Consider the following 17,278-nt stretch of genomic DNA (forward strand, 5'->3'; position numbering starts at 1 on the left):
TAGGTGGTGGGTAGTTCACGTAGAAAAGCCCTGGCTATTGTTTGGTAAGGCTGCCAGGGCTCTTTGCATGCCGAGTGTGGAGTTGCGCGTAGTAGTGAAAGTTTTGAGTAGGGGGAAGGCAAGCTGATGGATCGTCGGGTAACGAAAAAGAAAATTCGACAAGACACGGGGGTTTTAATACATATTCAATGCCGTTTTGCCCCGCTTGATCTCCTTTTTGTTTTCAAACAGCTCTTCGACCAAAATGTTTTGGCCGTTGGCGACATCGGTGAGCCGTTTGTCCATGTCGGCCACTTGCTGGCTTAATTGGCTGAGTTGTTCATTCGTTTGCTGCACTTGTTTGGCGAGCTGGTCGACTTGCTCATGAGTTTGCTGTACTTGGTGGTTCAGCTGCTGCACTTGGCTGTTAAGGTGTTGGACTTGTTGGCCCAGTTGCTGCACTTGCTCGTTTGTTTGTTGCACCTGTTGGCCCAGTTGCTGCACTTGTCCGTTCGTTTGTTGCAGCTGCTCGGCAAGTTCTTTAATGGCTTGCCAAATCATTTCATTTGTAATATCCCCCATTCGACAATCTCCTTTCTCGTTCGATTCTCTCTCTATTATACATGACGAAAGATGGGAACGATAGAGAAAAGATGGCGAAATGTTTTTCTTTGCGGCGCGCCCCCTCGATGTGATATAACAAAAGAATGTCAACAGTACACTATTGGAGGATGGGCACTGTGATCCGTGTCAGCCATTTGCATAAATCGTTCCGCGTCCATCGCCGCGATGCGGGATGGCTTGAGGCGGTGCGTCATTTATGGCGGCGCGACTATCGCGTCATTGAGGCGGTGAAGGACGTTTCGTTTACGATTGAGAAAGGGGAAATCGTCGGCTTTTTAGGGCCAAACGGGGCGGGGAAAACGACGACGATGAAAATGTTGGCCGGCCTCTTGCATCCGACGTCAGGGGAGATCACGGTCGGCGGGTTTGTGCCGTTTGAGCAAAAGCCGGAGTTTAAAAAAATGATGAGCTTGGTGATGGGGCAAAAAAGCCAGCTCATTTGGGACATTCCGCCAATGGAGACGTTTTTGGTCAATAAAGCGATTTATGACATCGACGATCGGTCGTTCCGCCAGACGCTCGAGGAATTGACGGAGCTGCTCGACTTGGCGCCGCTTCTTGACAAGCGACGCGCAGTCTGTCGCTTGGCCAGCGGATGCGCTGCGAGCTGGCGGCGGCGCTGTTGCATCGGCCGCACGTGCTGTTTTTGGATGAGCCGACGATCGGGCTTGACGTCCATACGCAGGAAAACGTGCGTCGCTTTATCGTGGACTACAATCGGGAGCACGAGACGACGATTTTGTTGACGTCGCATTACATGGGGGATGTCGCGGCGCTTTGCGACCGGGTGATGATCATTAACTACGGGCGATTGATTTACGACGGGGATTTGTCGGTGCTGACGGAGAAGCTGGCGCCGTACAAGCGGCTCGAGGTTCGGTTTTCTCGGCTGCCAAATGTCGATTGGAGCGAGTACGGCGAAGTGGCGGAAATCGAAGAAGGGACGATTGTGCTCAGGGTGGCGCGCGAGACGGCGGCGGAGACAGCAGCGCGGTTGTTGGAACGATTTGACGTCCGCGATATCAACATCGAAGACCCGCCGCTTGAGGAAGTGATTGCGCGCGCGTTTTGGGAGGAACACGTATGATTCGCAAATATATCGCCCTATTGCGGATGAAATACATCGAAATGCTTGCGTATCGGCTTGCGACGTTCGTCTGGATGACGGGCGCCATCACGCAGCCGCTCATTACGATGTTTGTCTGGATGAACATTCATCCGGAAGAGAGCGAGTCGTTTCTATTCTATTTTATGGCGGTCATTTTTGTCGAGCGGATGACGAGCGCGTGGGATGTATGGGAGCTTGACCGTGAAATCCGCGAAGGGACGTTTTCGAACTTGCTGCTTAGGCCGCTTCATCCGATCCATTGGGCGATCGCGGAAAATATCGTTTACAAGTGGCTGTTTGCCGTCATTTTAGTGCCGGTTTGGCTGGTGGGGGCGGTGTTTTGGCCGGCGCTTCGCCCGCATATGACGGCAGGGCAAGCAGTGCTGTTTTTGGCGGCAGTCGTATTGGGCGCGGCGCTTCGCTTTTTGTTGAGCTACTCATGCGGGCTGTTCGCGTTTTGGGTGACGAAGGTGGCGGCGGTGTACGGGGTGATCGATGTCATTTCGTTGTTTTTGTCAGGACGGATCGCGCCGCTTGAGTTTTTGCCGCCGATGCTTCGCGAATGGAGCGAATGGCTGCCGTTCCGCTATATGATCAGCTTTCCGATCGAAATCGCCACCGGGGCGGCGGATGGAGGAGAGTTGGCGCGCGGTTTTGCGGCGGCGGCCGGGTGGATGGCCGTGTTTGTCGCGGGGGTGCAGTGGCTTTGGAAAGCAGGAATGCGAAAAAACCAGGCGGTAGGTGGGTGAATATGCGGCGGTATGGGCGGGTGTTCCGCGAGTTTTTCCGTGCTTGTTTGGTTGAGGAATTGGAATATCGAAGCGAATTTTTCGGCAATTTTATCGCCAGCTTTTTTGGCGTCGGCATCGCCCTGCTCACCGTCCATATCTTTTTTTACCAGACGGACCGCTTGGGCGGCTGGACGTATGGGGAAGTGCTTGTGCTGCTCGGCGTTTTTAATACGCTGCGCGGATGGATCGATTTCGCGCTCCGCCCGAACATGCCGCGGCTGCTTGAGCATGTCCGGCGCGGCACGCTCGATTATATTTTGACGAAGCCGGTCGACAGCATGTTTTACGTCAGCTTCCGCCATCTTGTCTTTTGGCGGCTGATCGATGTAGCGCTTGGCCTCGGCGTCATCGGCTACGGCTTGTATGTCGAACGCTACGTGCCGTCGGCGGCGGACGTCTTGATGTTTTTCGTCGTGATGACCGCGTCACTCTTGCTTATTTATTCGTTATGGATGATGCTCATGACGACGTCGTTTTGGGTGGTGCGCATTGATGATTTGTCGTTTATTTTCGACTCGTTTTTTGACACGGCCCGCTTCCCGGGCAGCATGTACCGCGGCGCGGTGCGCTTCGTGATTACGTACGTTCTGCCGGCGGTGTTGATCACCAATACGCCGGCTTTGGCGCTGCTTGGGAAATGGAGCATGGCTGCGGTGCTGGCGGCTTTGGCTGTGGCTATGCTCTTTTTATGGGCTTCCCGCCGCTTTTGGCGGTTTGCCTTGCGCTTTTATACGGGAGCGGGCGGGTGAGGAAACGGCTCCCTAGACGGGGGCTTTTTTTTCTTTAGTCATGGCTATTTGGCCAAGATATCGACGGTGATCGGCAGTATATCGACGAGCATCATGCCGCTCGATTCGCTTCTGGCCGCCGTGAATGATGGGGAAGCGTTCCAGTGTTTATGACTCGAGCGTTCGGTTGACTGTTTCTTTCCTTGCATTGGCTCGGGATGCTCTCCTTTCGCCGGCGACTCCCAGATCCATTTTTTCCATATTGATGGTTGGATGGCGGAGAGAATGGACACGGAGAAGGGGGAGGATGACTGTTTCTTTGCTTTCATATTCGTTGACTTTTACGTAAACGTCAATTAAAATAAAATTCAGAATATTACTTCTAGAAAAGGGATGGCCATGCACTATTTCACCATTTCCGATTTGGCGCAAGAGTTTGATGTGAGCACACGGACGATCCGCTATTATGAAGAACGTGGATTGCTCTCCCCAATCCGGACCGAGTCAGGGCAGCGGCTGTATACGAAAAAGGAGCGGGCGAAACTCAAGCTCATTTTGCGCGGCAAACGGTTCGGCTTTTCGCTTGACGAGATTCATGAGATGATTTCGCTGTTTGATGAGGATCGAACGGGGAAGAAACAGCTGGAAAAAACGGTCGAATACGGGCGGCGGAAATTGAGGGAGGTGAACGAGCGGATTGAGGATTTGCTGCAGCTGAAGGCGGAGATGGAAGCGCTGCTTTCCGATTTTGAACAGCGATTGCGACAATGGGAGGGATCGGATGGATGAACATTTCAGAGCTGCTTGCCCGGAATGCGAGGAAATTTCCAGAGAAAACGGCGGTCATCGAAGGAGAATCAGCGCTGTCGTATGCCGAGGTCAACCGCATGGTCAATCGCTTGGCCTCATCATTGGCTCGGCTTGGTGTCGGACGCGGCGATAAAGTCGCGCTGTATATGCCCAATACCAAAGAGTTTGCCGTTTCGTACTTTGCCGTTTTGCGCCTTGGCGCCGTGGTTGTGCCGATTAACGCGCGCTTGACGGCGGCTGAGGTGCAGTATATTCTCGGCCATAGCGAGGCAAAGGCGCTCATTGCGCACGATTCGGTGCATCAAGTGCTCGCTCCGCTTGTCGGTGGAAGCGATGGAATGTGGGTGAAGACAGGGAAGGCGGGAGTCGGCTGGCTGTCGCTCGAGGAGTTGATTGATTCGGGTGATTCCGACGAGATCGTCTGCCCAGCCAACGGAGATGATGAGGCGACGATTTTGTATACATCGGGGACAACGGGGCGGCCAAAAGGGGTGTTGTTCACGCATCGCAATGTGATCACGGTTGCGGACATGATCGTGATCGAAACGAAAATCGACCGTCAAAGCCGCCTGCTGCATCTCATGCCGCTCAGCCACTCGGCGCCACTTCATTTGTTTTTCATAGGCGGCACGTATGTCGGCGCGACCCATGTCTTGGCTCCTTCCTTTTCCCCGGATGCCTTGCTTGAACTCGTTGAGCGCCATAAGATCACCCACTTTTTTGGCGCGCCGGTGGCGTACTTGTTGACGGCAAAGCACCCGCGCTTTGACGAATATGACCTTTCTTCGGTCCGCTGCTGGATGTACGGCGGGGCGCCGCTGTCGCGCGAGGAAGTGAAGTTTGTCGCCAGCCGTTTTGGCGCCGGGCGGATGATGGGTTTATACGGTTTGACTGAAGCGGGCCCGAACGGCACGTACTTGTCCCCTGAGGAGCATGGCGAAAAAGCGGGAAGCGTCGGCCGCTATGCCGCTCTTCATTGCGAGGTGGCCATCGTCGATGAGAATGGACAGGAAGTCGCGCCCGGCGAGGTCGGGGAGATCGTGCTGCGCGGGGAGAGCGTGATGAAAGGATACTATAAGGACGAAGAAAAAACGAACGAAGCGATCAAAGACGGCTGGCTGTACACCGGCGATTTGGCGCGCCGCGATGAGGACGGTTACATTTGGATCGTCGACCGGAAAAAAGATGTCATTATTTCCGGTGGCGTCAACATTTATCCAAAGGAAGTGGAAGATGTGCTGCGGACGCATCCGGCGATCGCGGATGTCGCTGTGATCGGCGTGCCGCATCCGGAGTGGGGCGAAACGGCAAAAGCGTTTGTCGTGCTGAGCGCGCCGCTTGAACCGCTTGCGGAGGAGTGTAAGCGCTTCCTATCTGACAAGCTGGCTGACTATAAAATTCCGCGTCTGTATGAGGCGATCGCCGAACTGCCGCGCAATGCGACGGGAAAAGTGTTGAAACAAGTGCTGCGGGCGCGGGAGGCGGTCGCGCAAGGAAGATAAGGAGCGTTGGGGGCGGCGCAATGGGATCCCCTAGCGTCTTGATAGAGCTCCAAAAATTGTGAGGGGAACGAAAATCGAAGAAAGGGGAGAGACGATGAAACCGCTTTGTGAAGTTGACCCGAATTTGTTGGCGAATTTGAAACGGCATTTGGATGACGAATTGTATCGGTATGCGGAAGAAAAGCTCGCGTCGTTTTACGAATTTTGTTTGACAGACGTTGACCGCCGCGCTGTGCATACCGACCGCGAAGGGCAGCCGCGCCTGATCAAATATGACCGCTTTGGCAACGACATTTCCGAAGTATGGGTGAATGAAGGATACGAGCAGACGGCGAAACAGACGTACGAGACGGGGATTGTCGGCTATGTGCACAAGCCGATTCCTGAGCTTGGGAGAAAAGGGAACTATGTTTATTCATATGCCCAAGGGTACATTTTATCCCAAGCCGAGCCCGGGTTTTATTGTCCGGTGACGTTGACGATGGCGACCGCCTATGTGCTCGAGCATTTTGCCGATGAAAAGCTGAAGGCGACGTATTTGCCCCATGTCATCTCCACCGGGGAAGTCGAGTTGTACGAAGGAGCGACGTTTTTAACCGAGCGCCAAGGCGGGTCGGACGTTGGTGCCAATGCGGTGCGCGCCGTGCCGTGCGGCGATCATTATCAGTTATACGGGGAAAAATATTTTGCCAGCAACGCCGGCCGCTGCGGCGTAGCGCTCGTGTTGGCGCGCATCGACGGGAGCGGGCCGGGGACGAAAGGGCTGAGCTTGTTTCTCGTCCCATGGCGCAACGAGGATGGGACATTAAACGGCATCACCATCCGCCGCTTAAAGGATAAATTAGGGGTGCGCGCCGTGCCGTCCGCCGAAGTCGTGTTTGACGGCGCCAAGGCGTATGTCGTCGGCGATCCGGCGAAAGGCTTCTATTATATGATGGAAGCGCTTAATCTCTCGCGCGTCTGCAATGCGGTTGCTTCCGTCGGCATCATGAAGCGGGCTCTTGAAGAGGCGAAACAATACGCCGAGCGGCGCACGGCCTTTGGTCATGTGTTGACGAATTACCCGATGGTGCGCGGGACGCTCGCCAATTTGACAGCGAGACAGGAAGTGGAAACGAGCGCCTGCTTTGACATGATCGCCTTGTTTGACCGCGTCATGGCCGCGCCGCATGAAGCGAGCGAGGCGGAGAAAGCATGGCTCAGGCTTCTGATTGCGCTCCTTAAGATGCGCACCGCCGAAGAGGCGATCGCGTTCAGCCATGAGGCGATTGAAATGCATGGAGGCAACGGTATATTGAAGATTTTGTTACGCCACGCCTGTTGCGCGATGCGCAAGTGCTGACGGTTTGGGAGGGGACGGCGAACATTTTGGCGCTCGAGGTGCTGCGTTTGATGCGCAAATATCGCATCCACGAACGGTTTGCCGCCGAGATGCAGGAGCGCCTTGAGCGGTTGACGGCCGAGGTTAAGCCGCTTGCCCGCCCGGTTGAAGAAGGGTTGAAGGAGTTGGTGGCCGCGCTCGCCCGTCTTGGCGGCCAAGCGGATGAGGTGCAGACGTTCCACGCGAAAGCGATCGCCAATCGGATGTGTGATCTGTATTTGAGCATCATCGCCCTTGAACGCGGACAGGAAAACGATCGGAATCAGCGGATCGCCGAGCTGTTTGTGCGTCATGTGTGGGAGCGCGGGCTCGTCGATGAACGCATGACGTCGGTGCGTGAGTTTGACTTGATCGTCAGATGTAAAGGAGCGTCTGCCCCGCTTGCCCATTCGTAAATTGGCGGCATGAAGCGGGCCGTGAGCGAAAGGGATGTTCGTGTTGGGCGGACATCTCTTTTTTTGATTGCCAAATGAGCAATGGAACAAGTAGGATGAAAGAAAAGGGAAAAGCGAGAGGGGGAAATGCGCATGGAATTGGTGCGCACGCCGCGCCGGACGAAACGGCGCGTGTGGATTTCGGCGGCCATTGGCGTCGTGATGTTGGGGGTGCTCGCCTGCGTCGGTTTGTCCGTTTATGTCGGCTGGCAGCTGACGCATAAACCGCGCGAGCCGATTACCATGACGCCGAAAGACTATGGCATGGCGTATGAAAGTGCGACATTTACAAGCAAAGATGGGAAAACGGCGCTCGAAGGCTGGATCATTCCGCCTAAAGGAGCGGCGAAGATGACGGTCATTTTTGCCCATGGGTATGCCGGCAACCGGATTCAGAAAAACGTGCCGTTTTTGCCGCTCGCCAAGCGGCTTGTTGACGACGGGTACCGCGTCATCTTGTTTGACTTTCGTGCGAGCGGTGAGTCGGAAGGCGATATGATTACGATCGGCGTCAAAGAGAAAGACGATCTGCTTGGCGTCATCGATTACGCGAAGCGGCACTATCGCGAGCCAGTCGCCTTATACGGCGTTTCGATGGGAGCGGCGACATCGATCTTGGCGGCGGCAGAAGACAATGACGTGCGCGGGGTGATTGCGGACAGCCCGTTCAGCGACCTCGAATCGTATTTGCGAGCCAATATGCCGGTATGGACGCATCTGCCGAACGTGCCGTTTACGTATTTGATTTTGGCGATCGTTCCGGCGCTGGCCGATTTGGATCTAGCGTGTCTTCGCCCATCCATGCCGTCGATCGTGTCGCGCCGAGGCCGATTTTGTTCATTCACAGCAAAGACGACCGTTCGATTCCGTATGAAGAAAGCGTAAAACTGTACAAAACCCATCCGGATGCGTTTCAGCTATGGCTGACGGACAAAGCGGATCATGTGAAAAGTTTTTCTCTCTACAGCGATGAGTATGTAGAACGGGTGTTGGTGTTTTTGCGCTCATTGGAAAAGACTGCTTTCTAGAGACGGCTGCGATTCGTGTTCGGCCGCTTTTTGTATTATAATGGATGCAATAGAGGATCAAGATGGCATCGGCCAACTGGTCAAGGAGTGAATGCTGTGTGTGGCCGGTTTACGTTAACCGCTGATTCGGAAACATTGCAGACGCTGTTTCGTTTCCGTTATCAAGGCCTGCTCGCGCCCCGGTTCAACATCGCTCCGGGTCAAGATGTGTTGACCATCGTCGCCGAGGGGGGAGAAAGAGTCGGGAAAATGATGCGCTGGGGGCTTGTGCCGTTTTGGGCGAAAGATGCCCGCATCGGCGCCAAGATGATCAACGCCCGGGCGGAAACGGTCGATGAAAAGGCGAGTTTTCGCCATGCGTTCAAGCGGCGGCGCTGCCTCATTTTAGCTGACGGGTTTTACGAGTGGAAAAAGGAAGGAACGAAAAAAGTGCCGTACCGGTTCACCCTCAAAACGGGCGAGCCATTTGCCTTTGCCGGACTGTGGGAGCGCTGGAAAGGGCCGAGCGGGCCGCTTGAGACGTGCACGATCATGACGACGAGGGCGAACGAGCTCATTGCCCCTATTCACGACCGGATGCCGGTCATATTGCCTCCCGAGCGGCATGATGACTGGCTTGATGCAAGTTTTGATGACAGCGAGTATTTGAAATCGTTGTTGTTGCCGTATCCGAGCGAACTAATGCGAATGTACGAAGTGTCGCCGCTTGTCAACTCGCCGAAACATGATGTGAGCGCTTGCATCGAGCCGGTTCACAGCCGATGAATGGGGGAATCGAATGCACCCGGTCATTTTGTTTGACGGCGACTGTTTGTTTTGCCATGCGAGTGTATATTGGATCGCCGCCCGCGACCGAAAGGCGGTGTTTCGCTTTGCCGCACAACAGAGCGCTGTCGGGCGGACATTGTTGGAAGCGATGAGCGCGCCGGGAGGGGACACGGTCGTCCTCATCGAAGACGGCTGCTATTATGTCAAGTCGGATGCCGTGTTGCGCATCGGACGACATCTGGCTTGGCCGTGGAATTGGCTGGCAGCCGTCGGGTTTCTCGTTCCGCGGCTGTTGCGCGATCATATGTATGATCAGATTGCGAAACGTCGGCATCGTCTCGCACCGAAGCACGATCATTGCCAGTTGCCGCCGCCTGAACTGCGGGCTCGTTTTCTTGATGAATTGCCGCGGTAAAGAAGGAAAATATGTTTGTTTGTCGTATTGAAAAGAGAAAGAAATAAGGGAGGTGAAATGGCATGGCGAACGAAACAAAACGGTGGCTCGAACAATGCACGGCTGCGGCGCTTGAGCAGTTCGCCGATGATTTGGCGGCATCCGCAGAGCAGGGCGAGGGAGACCGCCGCCGGTTTTACGAAGGGATGGCGGTGGCGGCGAAACTCATCGCGCTCCGTTGGGAAGGAAAATGTGCCTATATTGATGATCATTTGCTTGATAATGTATACGAGGCGTTGGCTGTCTTCTCATTGGAAAAACTTGAGGAAACGCTGGCCATGGAGACGGAAGAGGCGCATGGCGGCGTCCGCTGCTCGTTTTGTCTCAAAGAAAAACCAAGGCTGGCCAAAGGTCCGCTGGCGGCGATTTGCGACGATTGCCTGCAGTTTGGGCTGCAAGTGATCACCAAGCAATCATGACGGAGGCGGCGGTCATCGCGAAGGCGATGGCCGCCGTTTTTCCGCATAGAAGATAAGCGGGCCGGACAGAGCGAGGAGTGTGATGACAAAAGCGATGACACCGCTCCAATGGAAATGCGTCCAGACGTAGCCGCCGGCTGTTCCGGCAAGGCTTGACCCTAAATAATAGAAAAGAAGATACAAGGAAGACGCCTGCGCCTTATAGACGTGCGCCTGTTCGCCGATCCAGGCGCTGGCGATGGAGTGGCAGCCGAAAAAGCCAAACGTAAACAGCGCCAAACCGGCTATTTTCACGAGCACGGACGGAGCGAGCGTGGCGAGCGCCCCGAGCGCCGTCAAAGCGACCGACAAACGCAAGGTGCAGGCGTGGCCGCGAAGATCCGCCCGCCGTCCCATATAGACAGAGCCGATGCCGCCAAATATGTAAACGATAAACAAAAAGCCGAGCACGGATTGTCGGAATGAATACGGAGGCTCGCTCAGCAAAAAGCCGATGTAATTGTACAGCGTCACAAACCCGCCCATGAACAAAAAGCCAAGCACTACGAGCGCCATAAGCGGCTTGTTGCGAAGGTGGACGGCGTATGCCTGCCGCAGCGTTTCCCTGTTCCGCCGCCGGACGGCCTGTCTTGGTGCGGGCAGAAAGACGGTAAAGGCAAGGGAAAGCGCCAATGATAGAAATCCGATCGTGATCAGCGCCGAGCGCCAGGAAAAAAGATCGGTCAGTACGCCCGTCAAAATCCGCCCGGCCATGCCGCCGATCGATGTGCCGCTAATATAGAGCCCCATGGCCTTGCCGATGCTGGCCGGATGGAACTCTTCGGCGACATACGCCATGGCCAAGGAAGGGATGCCGGCTGCCGTGATGCCAACGAGCGTGCGCGCCGCAAGCAGCGTCGGAAAATCCGGGCTGAACGCCATTGCGATGGCCAACAGCGATGTCAGCCACATCGAGGCGGCCATCACCCGCTTTTTGCCGATCCGGTCCGACAAGTTGGCCGCGGCCAGCATCGCGACGGCAAGTGCGCCGGTCGATGCTGATACGGTTAAACTCGCCGCTGCGGCCGAAACGTGAAACTGTTTGGCGAAAATCGGCAGCAACGGCTGGGGTGTATACAGCACGGCAAACGTCACAAACCCGCCGAAAAAGAGCGATATGCTTGCTTTCAGATAGGTGATGCTTCCCTTTTCGATGTATGTCAAGGTCGGTCGCCTCTTTTTTTCGAGTGAACGAAGACTGAACATTTCTACTTTCTACTATACTGCTTTTCCCGATTGATCGTCTACAAAAAGAAACACCCGCCGCCCGCAAGGCGGCAGATGTTGGTGAGATTTGAATTTGTCCGAGTCAATGCCCATCGGGGCGGTCGGTGCAACGATGGCCTCTAAAAGATCTAAGTGGTATTCTTTTGCGAAGTTTCCTGGTAAAATTGTACAATTTATATGTATGGGAAGAACAATCGAAAGGGGCAACGTATATGATTCCGATCGTAACGGCTGAGGAAATGTACGCCATTGACCGGGAAGTGGCAGAACGGATCGGCATCAGCGCTGACTCGTTGATGGAAAACGCCGGACAGGCGCTGTTTTGGGCGCTGAAGAAGCGGATTCCGCCCGCTGCCAAGGTGGCGGTGCTCGCGGGCACGGGCAACAACGGCGGCGATGGGTTCGTCATCGCGCGCATGTTGAAAAGTTATGGCTATGAAACCGATGTCTGGCTCGTTCCGCCAAAGGAAAAGGTGAAAGGGGCGGCGCGCACGGCGCTTGAGGTGTACGAGCGGTCCGGTTATGCATGGATCGCTTATGAAGGAAAAGAGCGGGAGTTGGCGGCGCTCTTGCCGCATTATGACATCATCATTGACGCCTTGCTTGGCATCGGCGTCAAAGGGGACGTACGTCCGCCATATAAGGAAATCATCGAGCAAGTGAACCGTTCGCCGGCGGTCGTTTATGCGATTGACGTGCCGAGCGGGATGCCGGCGGACGGTGGGGAAGCCGGCATGGCGGTCCGCGCTGATGCGACACTGACGGTGCAATGCCCGAAACTTGGGGCGTACACGTTCCCGGCGGCCGATTATTACGGAGAGCTCACCGTCGTGGATATCGGCATTCCGCCGGCGGCGGTGCAGGCGAAGGCGGCTGCTCGGTTTTTGTGGGAAAAGAGCGATGTGGTGCGGACGATGCCGAAGCGAACACGGTCATCTCATAAAGGAACGTACGGCAAGTTGCTCATCGTCGGCGGGTCCAAGGCGATGGCCGGAGCGGTGACGCTCGCCGCCAAAGCGGCGCTGCGAAGCGGGGCCGGACTTGTGACCATGGCGGTTCCGGAAACGGTGTATGAGGCGGTTGCCAACCGCGTGCCGGAAGCGATGTGCCGACCATGGCCGGCCGAGGGCGGCGCGTTTGCCGGCGCGGCCGATTGGGATGGGCTTGAGATCGATGCGATCGCTGTCGGCCCAGGGATGGGCCGGACGGAAGGGGTTCGCCGCTTGGTCAATGAGCTTGTGCGCCAGCCGGTGCCGCTTGTCATCGACGCCGATGCCTTGTTTTTTTGGGGCGATTACGCCGAGCTGGTGCGCGAACGGAGCGCGCCGACGGTGATCACGCCGCATCCGGGGGAAATGGCGCGCCTCCTTCGCCGCCCGGTCAGCGAGGTGGAACGCGACCGGTTTGGCGTGTCGAAGCGGCTGGCGATGGAATATGGCGTGTATGTCGTGTTGAAAGGGCCGTATACGATTGTGACGGCGCCGGATGGATCGCAATATGTCAACACGACCGGCAACCCGGCTTTGGCGAAAGGCGGGAGCGGCGACGTGTTGACGGGCATCGTGGCGGCGTTTTTGCTGCAGCACGAGGCGGTGCAGCCGGCGGTGAGCAATGCGGTGTTCGTGCATGGAAAGGCTGCTGATAGGCTTGTTCAACACGGTCATTCGCCCTGGGATGTATTGGCGTCGGACGTTGTGGATGCCTTGCCGGCTGTGCTTGCTTCGCTGACGTGATCAACCGCTTCAATGAAAGGAGCGCTGGGGGATGAACACGATTCCAGCCGGTTTGCGATGACCGGCTGGCGTTGTCTTTTTCCTGCGCATAAGGCATGCGGTTCGGGCGCAAACCGCTGAGGCCGTATTTGCGGCTGCGGCTGTAATGGTTGGTTTATCAGCCGACATTCAGCTTTCGCTGATCGCTGGGTTGCGCCCTTCACGCGCTTGAAGCGGGAGTCTTCTTTCGAAACGATGATAAACGTTGCGGAAAGGCGGCAGTTCCATTTTTGGACAAACATGGCTATAATGAATGTAGAAATAGAAGAAGGGAGATGGGAATCGTGCCGCAATTCGTTTGGCTTGAAACGGAGGAAGAAGTGAGAAGCGCCTTTCCGGTGATGCGCGAGCTGCGCACCCATTTGGATGAGGAAACATACACGGCGCTTGTGCGGGAAGCGCAAGAAAAAGAAGGGTATAAGCTTGCGGCGTTATATGATCAGGACAAAATGGTTGCCGTTGTCGGATTCATGCCGATGATCACGCTCTATAACGGCCGCTTTATTTGGGTGTGCGATTTGGTGACCGCTTCGAGCGAACGTTCGAAAGGGTATGGAAAAGCGTTGCTGTCCTATGTACACGAGTGGGCGAAGGAGCACGGCTACGGGATTGTCTCGCTCTCCTCCGGCTTGCAGCGGATTGACGCCCATCGCTTCTATGAGGAAAAAATGGAATATGAAAAAGTCAGTTATGTGTTTTTGAAACGCTTATCGAGTTGAATCCAACGGCGTCTGTTCAGCAGACGCTTTTCATTTTTGGAGTAGAAAGTTGTCCCACTTTTCATTATAATACGAAATATATAGGTCGTATTTTGGAATTGATATTCTGATATTCGGAACAGAGGGGCGACGATGAACAAAACGGTGTTAAAAACAAAAGAACTGCTTGATTTGTTTCTCGATTGCGAACGGTTGACATTGCCGGAGATGGTCGAACGGCTTCGGATGCCGAAAACGTCGGTGTATCGAATGGCCCAGTCGCTTGTTGTCCTCGGTTTTTTGCAAAAACGAGACGATCACTATGAGCTCGGTTTAGCCTTCTTGACGTTTGGCGCACTCGTCGCCGAGCGGCTTGATATTCGCCGGGCGGCGCTGCCCGTGATGAAGCGGCTGAAAGAGGAGACGAACGAAGCGGTGAATCTTGTCATTCGCGACGGTGATGAGGCGCTGTATATCGAAAAAGTCGAGACGTCCGAGCCGGTGCGCGTCTATACGAAAGTCGGGCGGCGCGCTCCGTTGTACGCCGGTGCGTGTCCCCGCGTGTTGCTTGCGTTTATGGACAAGGCGGAGCGGGAACGTTATGTAGAACAAGTCGAACTTGTTAAAATCGCCAAACATACGGTGACCGACAAAGAAGCGCTTCGCCGGTTGTTGGAAGAAGACCGGTGCCGCGGCTATACGGTCAGCTATTCTGAGCTGGAAAACTATTCGGCCGCCGTTGCGGTGCCGATTTTCAACCATGAAGGCGCGGCGGTTGCCGGGCTGAGCGTCGCCGGGCCGGAACAACGCTTTTCGCCAGATGATGTGGCGCGCATCGTTCCGCGATTGAAGCAGGCGGCGATGGACATTTCGCGCGAACTCGGCTTTCGGGGGAAGGGATGACGGTGGAGTATACGTTGTTTCCATTATGCGAATATGCGGTGACGGTTCGGTTTTCAGACCGCATTGACGAGGACGTGAATGATATCGTCCACCAAACGGCCGCCCGGCTTCAGGCCGAGCGAAAAGAAGGCATCGAGGAGATCGTGCCGGCGTTTTCGTCGCTCACCATCTACTATGATCCATTGATGATCGATTACATCGGCATAGGCGCATGGCTAAGGAAAAACATCAGGCGGTCTGAACAAGCGGTGCGGCGTTCGGCGCGGACGGTCGTCATTCCCGTCTGTTACGGCGGCGAATTCGGTCCGGATTTGCCGGATGTCGCTCGTTTCCATGGGATGACAGAAGACGAAGTGGTAGCGCTCCATTCGGCCGGACGCTACCGAGTTTATATGATCGGCTTTTCTCCTGGATTTGCCTATTTAGGAGGGTTGTCGCCGCGCTTGGCGACGCCAAGGCGGTCGGTGCCGCGCACAAAAGTGCCTGCCGGTTCGGTCGGCATCGCCGGCGGACAGACGGGCGTCTACCCGCTTGCGACGCCGGGCGGCTGGCAACTGATCGGTCGAACGCCGCTGAAGCTATTTGACCCGCACCGAGAGAAGCCAAGTTTGCTTGCGGCTGGTGATATCGTCGCGTTTCAGCCGATTGGGGCTGATGAATTTGCACGTTGGAGCGAGGAACATGATTGACGTCATCGAGGCTGGGTTGTTTACAACCGTGCAAGATGGCGGGCGTTTTGGCTACCGGCATGCCGGCGTGCCGGCGGGCGGGGCGATGGATGCGTGGGCGTATCGCCTGGCTAATGCGCTTGTCGGCAACAACGGTGATGAGGCGGTGCTTGAGGCGACGATGGCCGGACCGACGCTTCGGTTTCGCGTCGAGGCCGTCGTTGCGGTATGCGGCGGCGATTTCCCGTGTACGCTCAATGGGCGGACGTTTGCACTTTGGAAGCCGATGGCTGTTGAGCCGGGCGATGTGCTCGAAGTAGGGGTGTGTCGGACGGGGTTTCGAGCGTATATCGCTGTATCAGGCGGCATCGACGTCCCGCCCGTGATGGGCAGCCGTTCCACGTACGTTCCAGCCCAGCTTGGCGGGCTTTCAGGCCGCCCGTTGCAGCGGGGCGATGCACTGCCGGTCGGCGTTACTCATGGGCGTCGTGTTATCGGCCGGATGCGTTGGGGTCTTGCTTCGGCCGCCCGCCGCTATATCGGTGGGAAAACGAAAACGGTGCGCGCGGTTCCCGGTCCGGAGTATGACGAATTTACGCCGGCGAGCCGCCGCCAGTTTTTCGCCGCCCGCTATGAGGTGACGACGCAGTCCGATCGGATCGGCTATCGGCTTTCCGGTCCAACGTTGGCGCTTGTGCGCGAGCGGGAGATGGTCTCGGAAGCGGTCGTTTTCGGCACGGTGCAAGTCCCAGCATCCGGCCAGCCGATCGTATTGATGGCGGACAGCCAGACGACCGGCGGCTACCCGCGCATCGCCCAAGTCGCGGCTGTGGATTTGCCGATTCTCGCGCAGGCTCGCCCGGGTGACTTTATCCAATTTCAGCCGATCGGGCCGGAAGAAGCGATGTGGCTTTATAAGGAACAACAGCAACGGCTGGCTCGATGGATTGCGGCCATTCGCCGTCAATGGGAGGGAGAACGGTGAGGACGATTGATTTGAATTGCGATTTCGGCGAAAGCTTTGGGGTGTATAGGCTTGGGCAGGAAGAAATCTTATCGTACGTGACCTCTGTCAACATCGCCTGTGGGTTTCACGCCGGCGACCCGCTCGTCATGCGGCGGACGGTGCAACTCGCCATCCAGCATGGCGTTGCCATCGGCGCCCACCCGGGGTTTCCGGATTTGCTTGGCTTCGGACGGCGCGCCATGGCCGTTTCGCCAGAGGAGGTATACGCCTATGTAGTCTACCAAATCGGCGCGCTGGCTGCGTTTGTGAAGGCGGAAGGCGGCGTGATGACGCATGTGAAGCCGCACGGCGCCTTGTACAATATGGCGGCGAAAGACGCGGCGCTGGCCGAAGCGATCGCCAAAGCGGTGCATGATGTCGATCCGATGCTTGTCTTATACGGCTTGTCGGGAAGCGAACTCATCCGCGCCGGCCGCGCCTACGGCTTGTGTACGGCGAGCGAAGTGTTCGCCGACCGGACGTATCAGGCGGACGGTTCGCTCACCCCAAGAAGCGATCCGCGCGCCATCATCGCGGATGAAGACGAAGCGGTCACGCAAGTGCTTATGATGATCCGCGACCGGCGCGTTCGCTCGGTGCAAGGGACGGACGTGGCGATTGAAGCCGACACCGTCTGTCTCCATGGCGACAATGAACAGGCGGTGCGATTTGCCAAGCGGCTCTATCAAGCCTTGCAAAACGAAGGCATCGCCATTCAGGCGCCGCGCCGAGAGGAAAGACGATGAAGAAAGCCGGAACACCATATTTGGCGCCCTTGCCGTCTTCTTTAATGGTGTATATGGGCGTGTGCACTGCCATGCAGCAGCTGCCGAATAAGCGCCTTAAGCAGGAAACTCGCTTAGGGCGCTGTTTTCATTTAGAGCTGTTTATTGCTTCTTCTAACTTATACCGATTTTTTGGCTGGCTCAATGAAATGGC

Annotated in this window: 15 protein-coding genes and 4 pseudogenes; 17 read left to right on the forward strand and 2 right to left on the reverse strand. The window is 56.2% G+C overall.

All coding sequences use genetic code 11. The annotated features are described in order from the left end of the window. Positions 1-174: 174 nt before the first annotated feature. Positions 175-561 carry a hypothetical protein gene (locus tag I656_RS0116750; RefSeq protein WP_033006614.1) on the reverse strand — a complete coding sequence of 129 codons (387 nt, stop codon included), beginning with the start codon at positions 559-561 and terminating at the stop codon, positions 175-177. Between the two features lie 158 nt (positions 562-719). On the opposite strand from I656_RS0116750, the pseudogene I656_RS0116755 reads away from it, so the two are divergent. The 10 genes and pseudogenes from I656_RS0116755 (at position 720) to I656_RS01585 (ending at position 10,026) form a co-directional block, all read left to right on the forward strand. Beyond that, positions 720-1,690: pseudogene (locus I656_RS0116755) on the forward strand (ATP-binding cassette domain-containing protein). Beyond that, positions 1,687-2,460: an ABC-2 family transporter protein gene (locus tag I656_RS01625; RefSeq protein ID WP_033006616.1), complete on the forward strand. Its 774-nt coding sequence runs from the start codon at positions 1,687-1,689 to the stop codon at positions 2,458-2,460. Before I656_RS0116755 ends, I656_RS01625 begins: the two are co-directional and overlap by 4 nt. Positions 2,461-2,462: 2 nt before the next feature. After that, complete coding sequence (locus tag I656_RS01620; protein WP_033006618.1) at positions 2,463-3,251, forward strand: ABC transporter permease; 789 nt, start codon at positions 2,463-2,465, stop codon at positions 3,249-3,251. A gap of 378 nt (positions 3,252-3,629) precedes the next feature. Then, positions 3,630-4,019 carry a MerR family DNA-binding transcriptional regulator gene (locus tag I656_RS01610; protein WP_033006621.1) on the forward strand — a complete coding sequence of 130 codons (390 nt, stop codon included), beginning with the start codon at positions 3,630-3,632 and terminating at the stop codon, positions 4,017-4,019. Then, positions 4,016-5,542, forward strand: coding sequence for a class I adenylate-forming enzyme family protein (locus I656_RS01605; RefSeq protein ID WP_033006622.1), 1,527 nt, complete (start codon positions 4,016-4,018; stop codon positions 5,540-5,542). The genes I656_RS01610 and I656_RS01605 overlap by 4 nt, the downstream gene beginning before the upstream one ends. Before the next feature lie 94 nt (positions 5,543-5,636). After that, a pseudogene (locus I656_RS0116760) lies at positions 5,637-7,318 on the forward strand (acyl-CoA dehydrogenase family protein). Positions 7,319-7,444: 126 nt separating this feature from the next. Next, positions 7,445-8,385 (forward strand): annotated as a pseudogene (locus I656_RS01600) (alpha/beta hydrolase). A gap of 96 nt (positions 8,386-8,481) precedes the next feature. Continuing rightward, positions 8,482-9,150: an SOS response-associated peptidase gene (locus I656_RS01595; RefSeq protein WP_033006624.1), complete on the forward strand. Its 669-nt coding sequence runs from the start codon at positions 8,482-8,484 to the stop codon at positions 9,148-9,150. Between the two features lie 13 nt (positions 9,151-9,163). Beyond that, the gene (locus I656_RS01590; RefSeq protein ID WP_020756596.1) at positions 9,164-9,568 is read left to right on the forward strand and encodes a thiol-disulfide oxidoreductase DCC family protein; all 405 of its coding nucleotides are present in this window, start codon (positions 9,164-9,166) and stop codon (positions 9,566-9,568) included. Between the two features lie 62 nt (positions 9,569-9,630). Continuing rightward, a complete protein-coding gene (locus I656_RS01585) occupies positions 9,631-10,026 on the forward strand; it encodes a hypothetical protein (RefSeq protein ID WP_020756597.1) in 396 nt (131 codons plus the stop codon). Between the two features lie 12 nt (positions 10,027-10,038). On the opposite strand, the gene I656_RS01580 is transcribed toward I656_RS01585, so the two are convergent. Next, complete coding sequence (locus tag I656_RS01580) at positions 10,039-11,229, reverse strand: MFS transporter (protein WP_015374684.1); 1,191 nt, start codon at positions 11,227-11,229, stop codon at positions 10,039-10,041. A gap of 275 nt (positions 11,230-11,504) precedes the next feature. On the opposite strand from I656_RS01580, the gene I656_RS01575 reads away from it, so the two are divergent. The 7 genes and pseudogenes from I656_RS01575 to I656_RS18325 form a co-directional block, all read left to right on the forward strand. After that, on the forward strand, positions 11,505-13,025 hold the full coding sequence (locus I656_RS01575; RefSeq protein WP_033006626.1) for a bifunctional ADP-dependent NAD(P)H-hydrate dehydratase/NAD(P)H-hydrate epimerase: 1,521 nt from the start codon (positions 11,505-11,507) through the stop codon (positions 13,023-13,025). A 314-nt stretch (positions 13,026-13,339) separates the two neighbouring features. Continuing rightward, positions 13,340-13,783, forward strand: a complete 444-nt coding sequence (locus tag I656_RS01570) for a GNAT family N-acetyltransferase (protein ID WP_033006629.1) — start codon at positions 13,340-13,342, stop codon at positions 13,781-13,783. A gap of 132 nt (positions 13,784-13,915) precedes the next feature. Continuing rightward, positions 13,916-14,665 (forward strand): IclR family transcriptional regulator, encoded by a 750-nt coding sequence (locus I656_RS01565; protein ID WP_020756601.1) that lies wholly within the window; start codon positions 13,916-13,918, stop codon positions 14,663-14,665. Further along, entirely contained in the window at positions 14,662-15,354 is a 693-nt protein-coding gene (gene pxpB, locus I656_RS01560) for a 5-oxoprolinase subunit PxpB (protein WP_015374688.1), read from the forward strand. Before I656_RS01565 ends, pxpB begins: the two co-directional genes overlap by 4 nt. Further along, a complete protein-coding gene (locus I656_RS01555; protein WP_033006630.1) occupies positions 15,347-16,318 on the forward strand; it encodes a biotin-dependent carboxyltransferase family protein in 972 nt (323 codons plus the stop codon). Before pxpB ends, I656_RS01555 begins: the two co-directional genes overlap by 8 nt. Next, positions 16,315-17,085, forward strand: a complete 771-nt coding sequence (locus I656_RS01550; protein ID WP_015374691.1) for a 5-oxoprolinase subunit PxpA — start codon at positions 16,315-16,317, stop codon at positions 17,083-17,085. Before I656_RS01555 ends, I656_RS01550 begins: the two co-directional genes overlap by 4 nt. Continuing rightward, a pseudogene (locus I656_RS18325) lies at positions 17,082-17,278 on the forward strand (hypothetical protein); the annotation flags it as partial. The gene I656_RS01550 and the pseudogene I656_RS18325, both read left to right, overlap by 4 nt.

The organism is Geobacillus sp. WSUCF1 (assembly GCF_000422025.1).
Classification (GTDB): Bacteria; Bacillota; Bacilli; order Bacillales; family Anoxybacillaceae; genus Geobacillus; species Geobacillus zalihae.

Coding starts and splice junctions, on each gene's coding strand:
- I656_RS0116750 (WP_033006614.1), bottom strand. CDS start 561: ATGGGGGATATTACAAATGAAATGATTTGGCAAGCCATTAAAGAACTT.
- I656_RS01565 (WP_020756601.1), top strand. CDS start 13,916: ATGAACAAAACGGTGTTAAAAACAAAAGAACTGCTTGATTTGTTTCTC.
- I656_RS01555 (WP_033006630.1), top strand. CDS start 15,347: ATGATTGACGTCATCGAGGCTGGGTTGTTTACAACCGTGCAAGATGGC.
- I656_RS01570 (WP_033006629.1), top strand. CDS start 13,340: ATGGGAATCGTGCCGCAATTCGTTTGGCTTGAAACGGAGGAAGAAGTG.
- I656_RS01605 (WP_033006622.1), top strand. CDS start 4,016: ATGAACATTTCAGAGCTGCTTGCCCGGAATGCGAGGAAATTTCCAGAG.
- I656_RS01590 (WP_020756596.1), top strand. CDS start 9,164: ATGCACCCGGTCATTTTGTTTGACGGCGACTGTTTGTTTTGCCATGCG.
- I656_RS01620 (WP_033006618.1), top strand. CDS start 2,463: ATGCGGCGGTATGGGCGGGTGTTCCGCGAGTTTTTCCGTGCTTGTTTG.
- pxpB (WP_015374688.1), top strand. CDS start 14,662: ATGACGGTGGAGTATACGTTGTTTCCATTATGCGAATATGCGGTGACG.
- I656_RS01585 (WP_020756597.1), top strand. CDS start 9,631: ATGGCGAACGAAACAAAACGGTGGCTCGAACAATGCACGGCTGCGGCG.
- I656_RS01575 (WP_033006626.1), top strand. CDS start 11,505: ATGATTCCGATCGTAACGGCTGAGGAAATGTACGCCATTGACCGGGAA.
- I656_RS01610 (WP_033006621.1), top strand. CDS start 3,630: ATGCACTATTTCACCATTTCCGATTTGGCGCAAGAGTTTGATGTGAGC.
- I656_RS01625 (WP_033006616.1), top strand. CDS start 1,687: ATGATTCGCAAATATATCGCCCTATTGCGGATGAAATACATCGAAATG.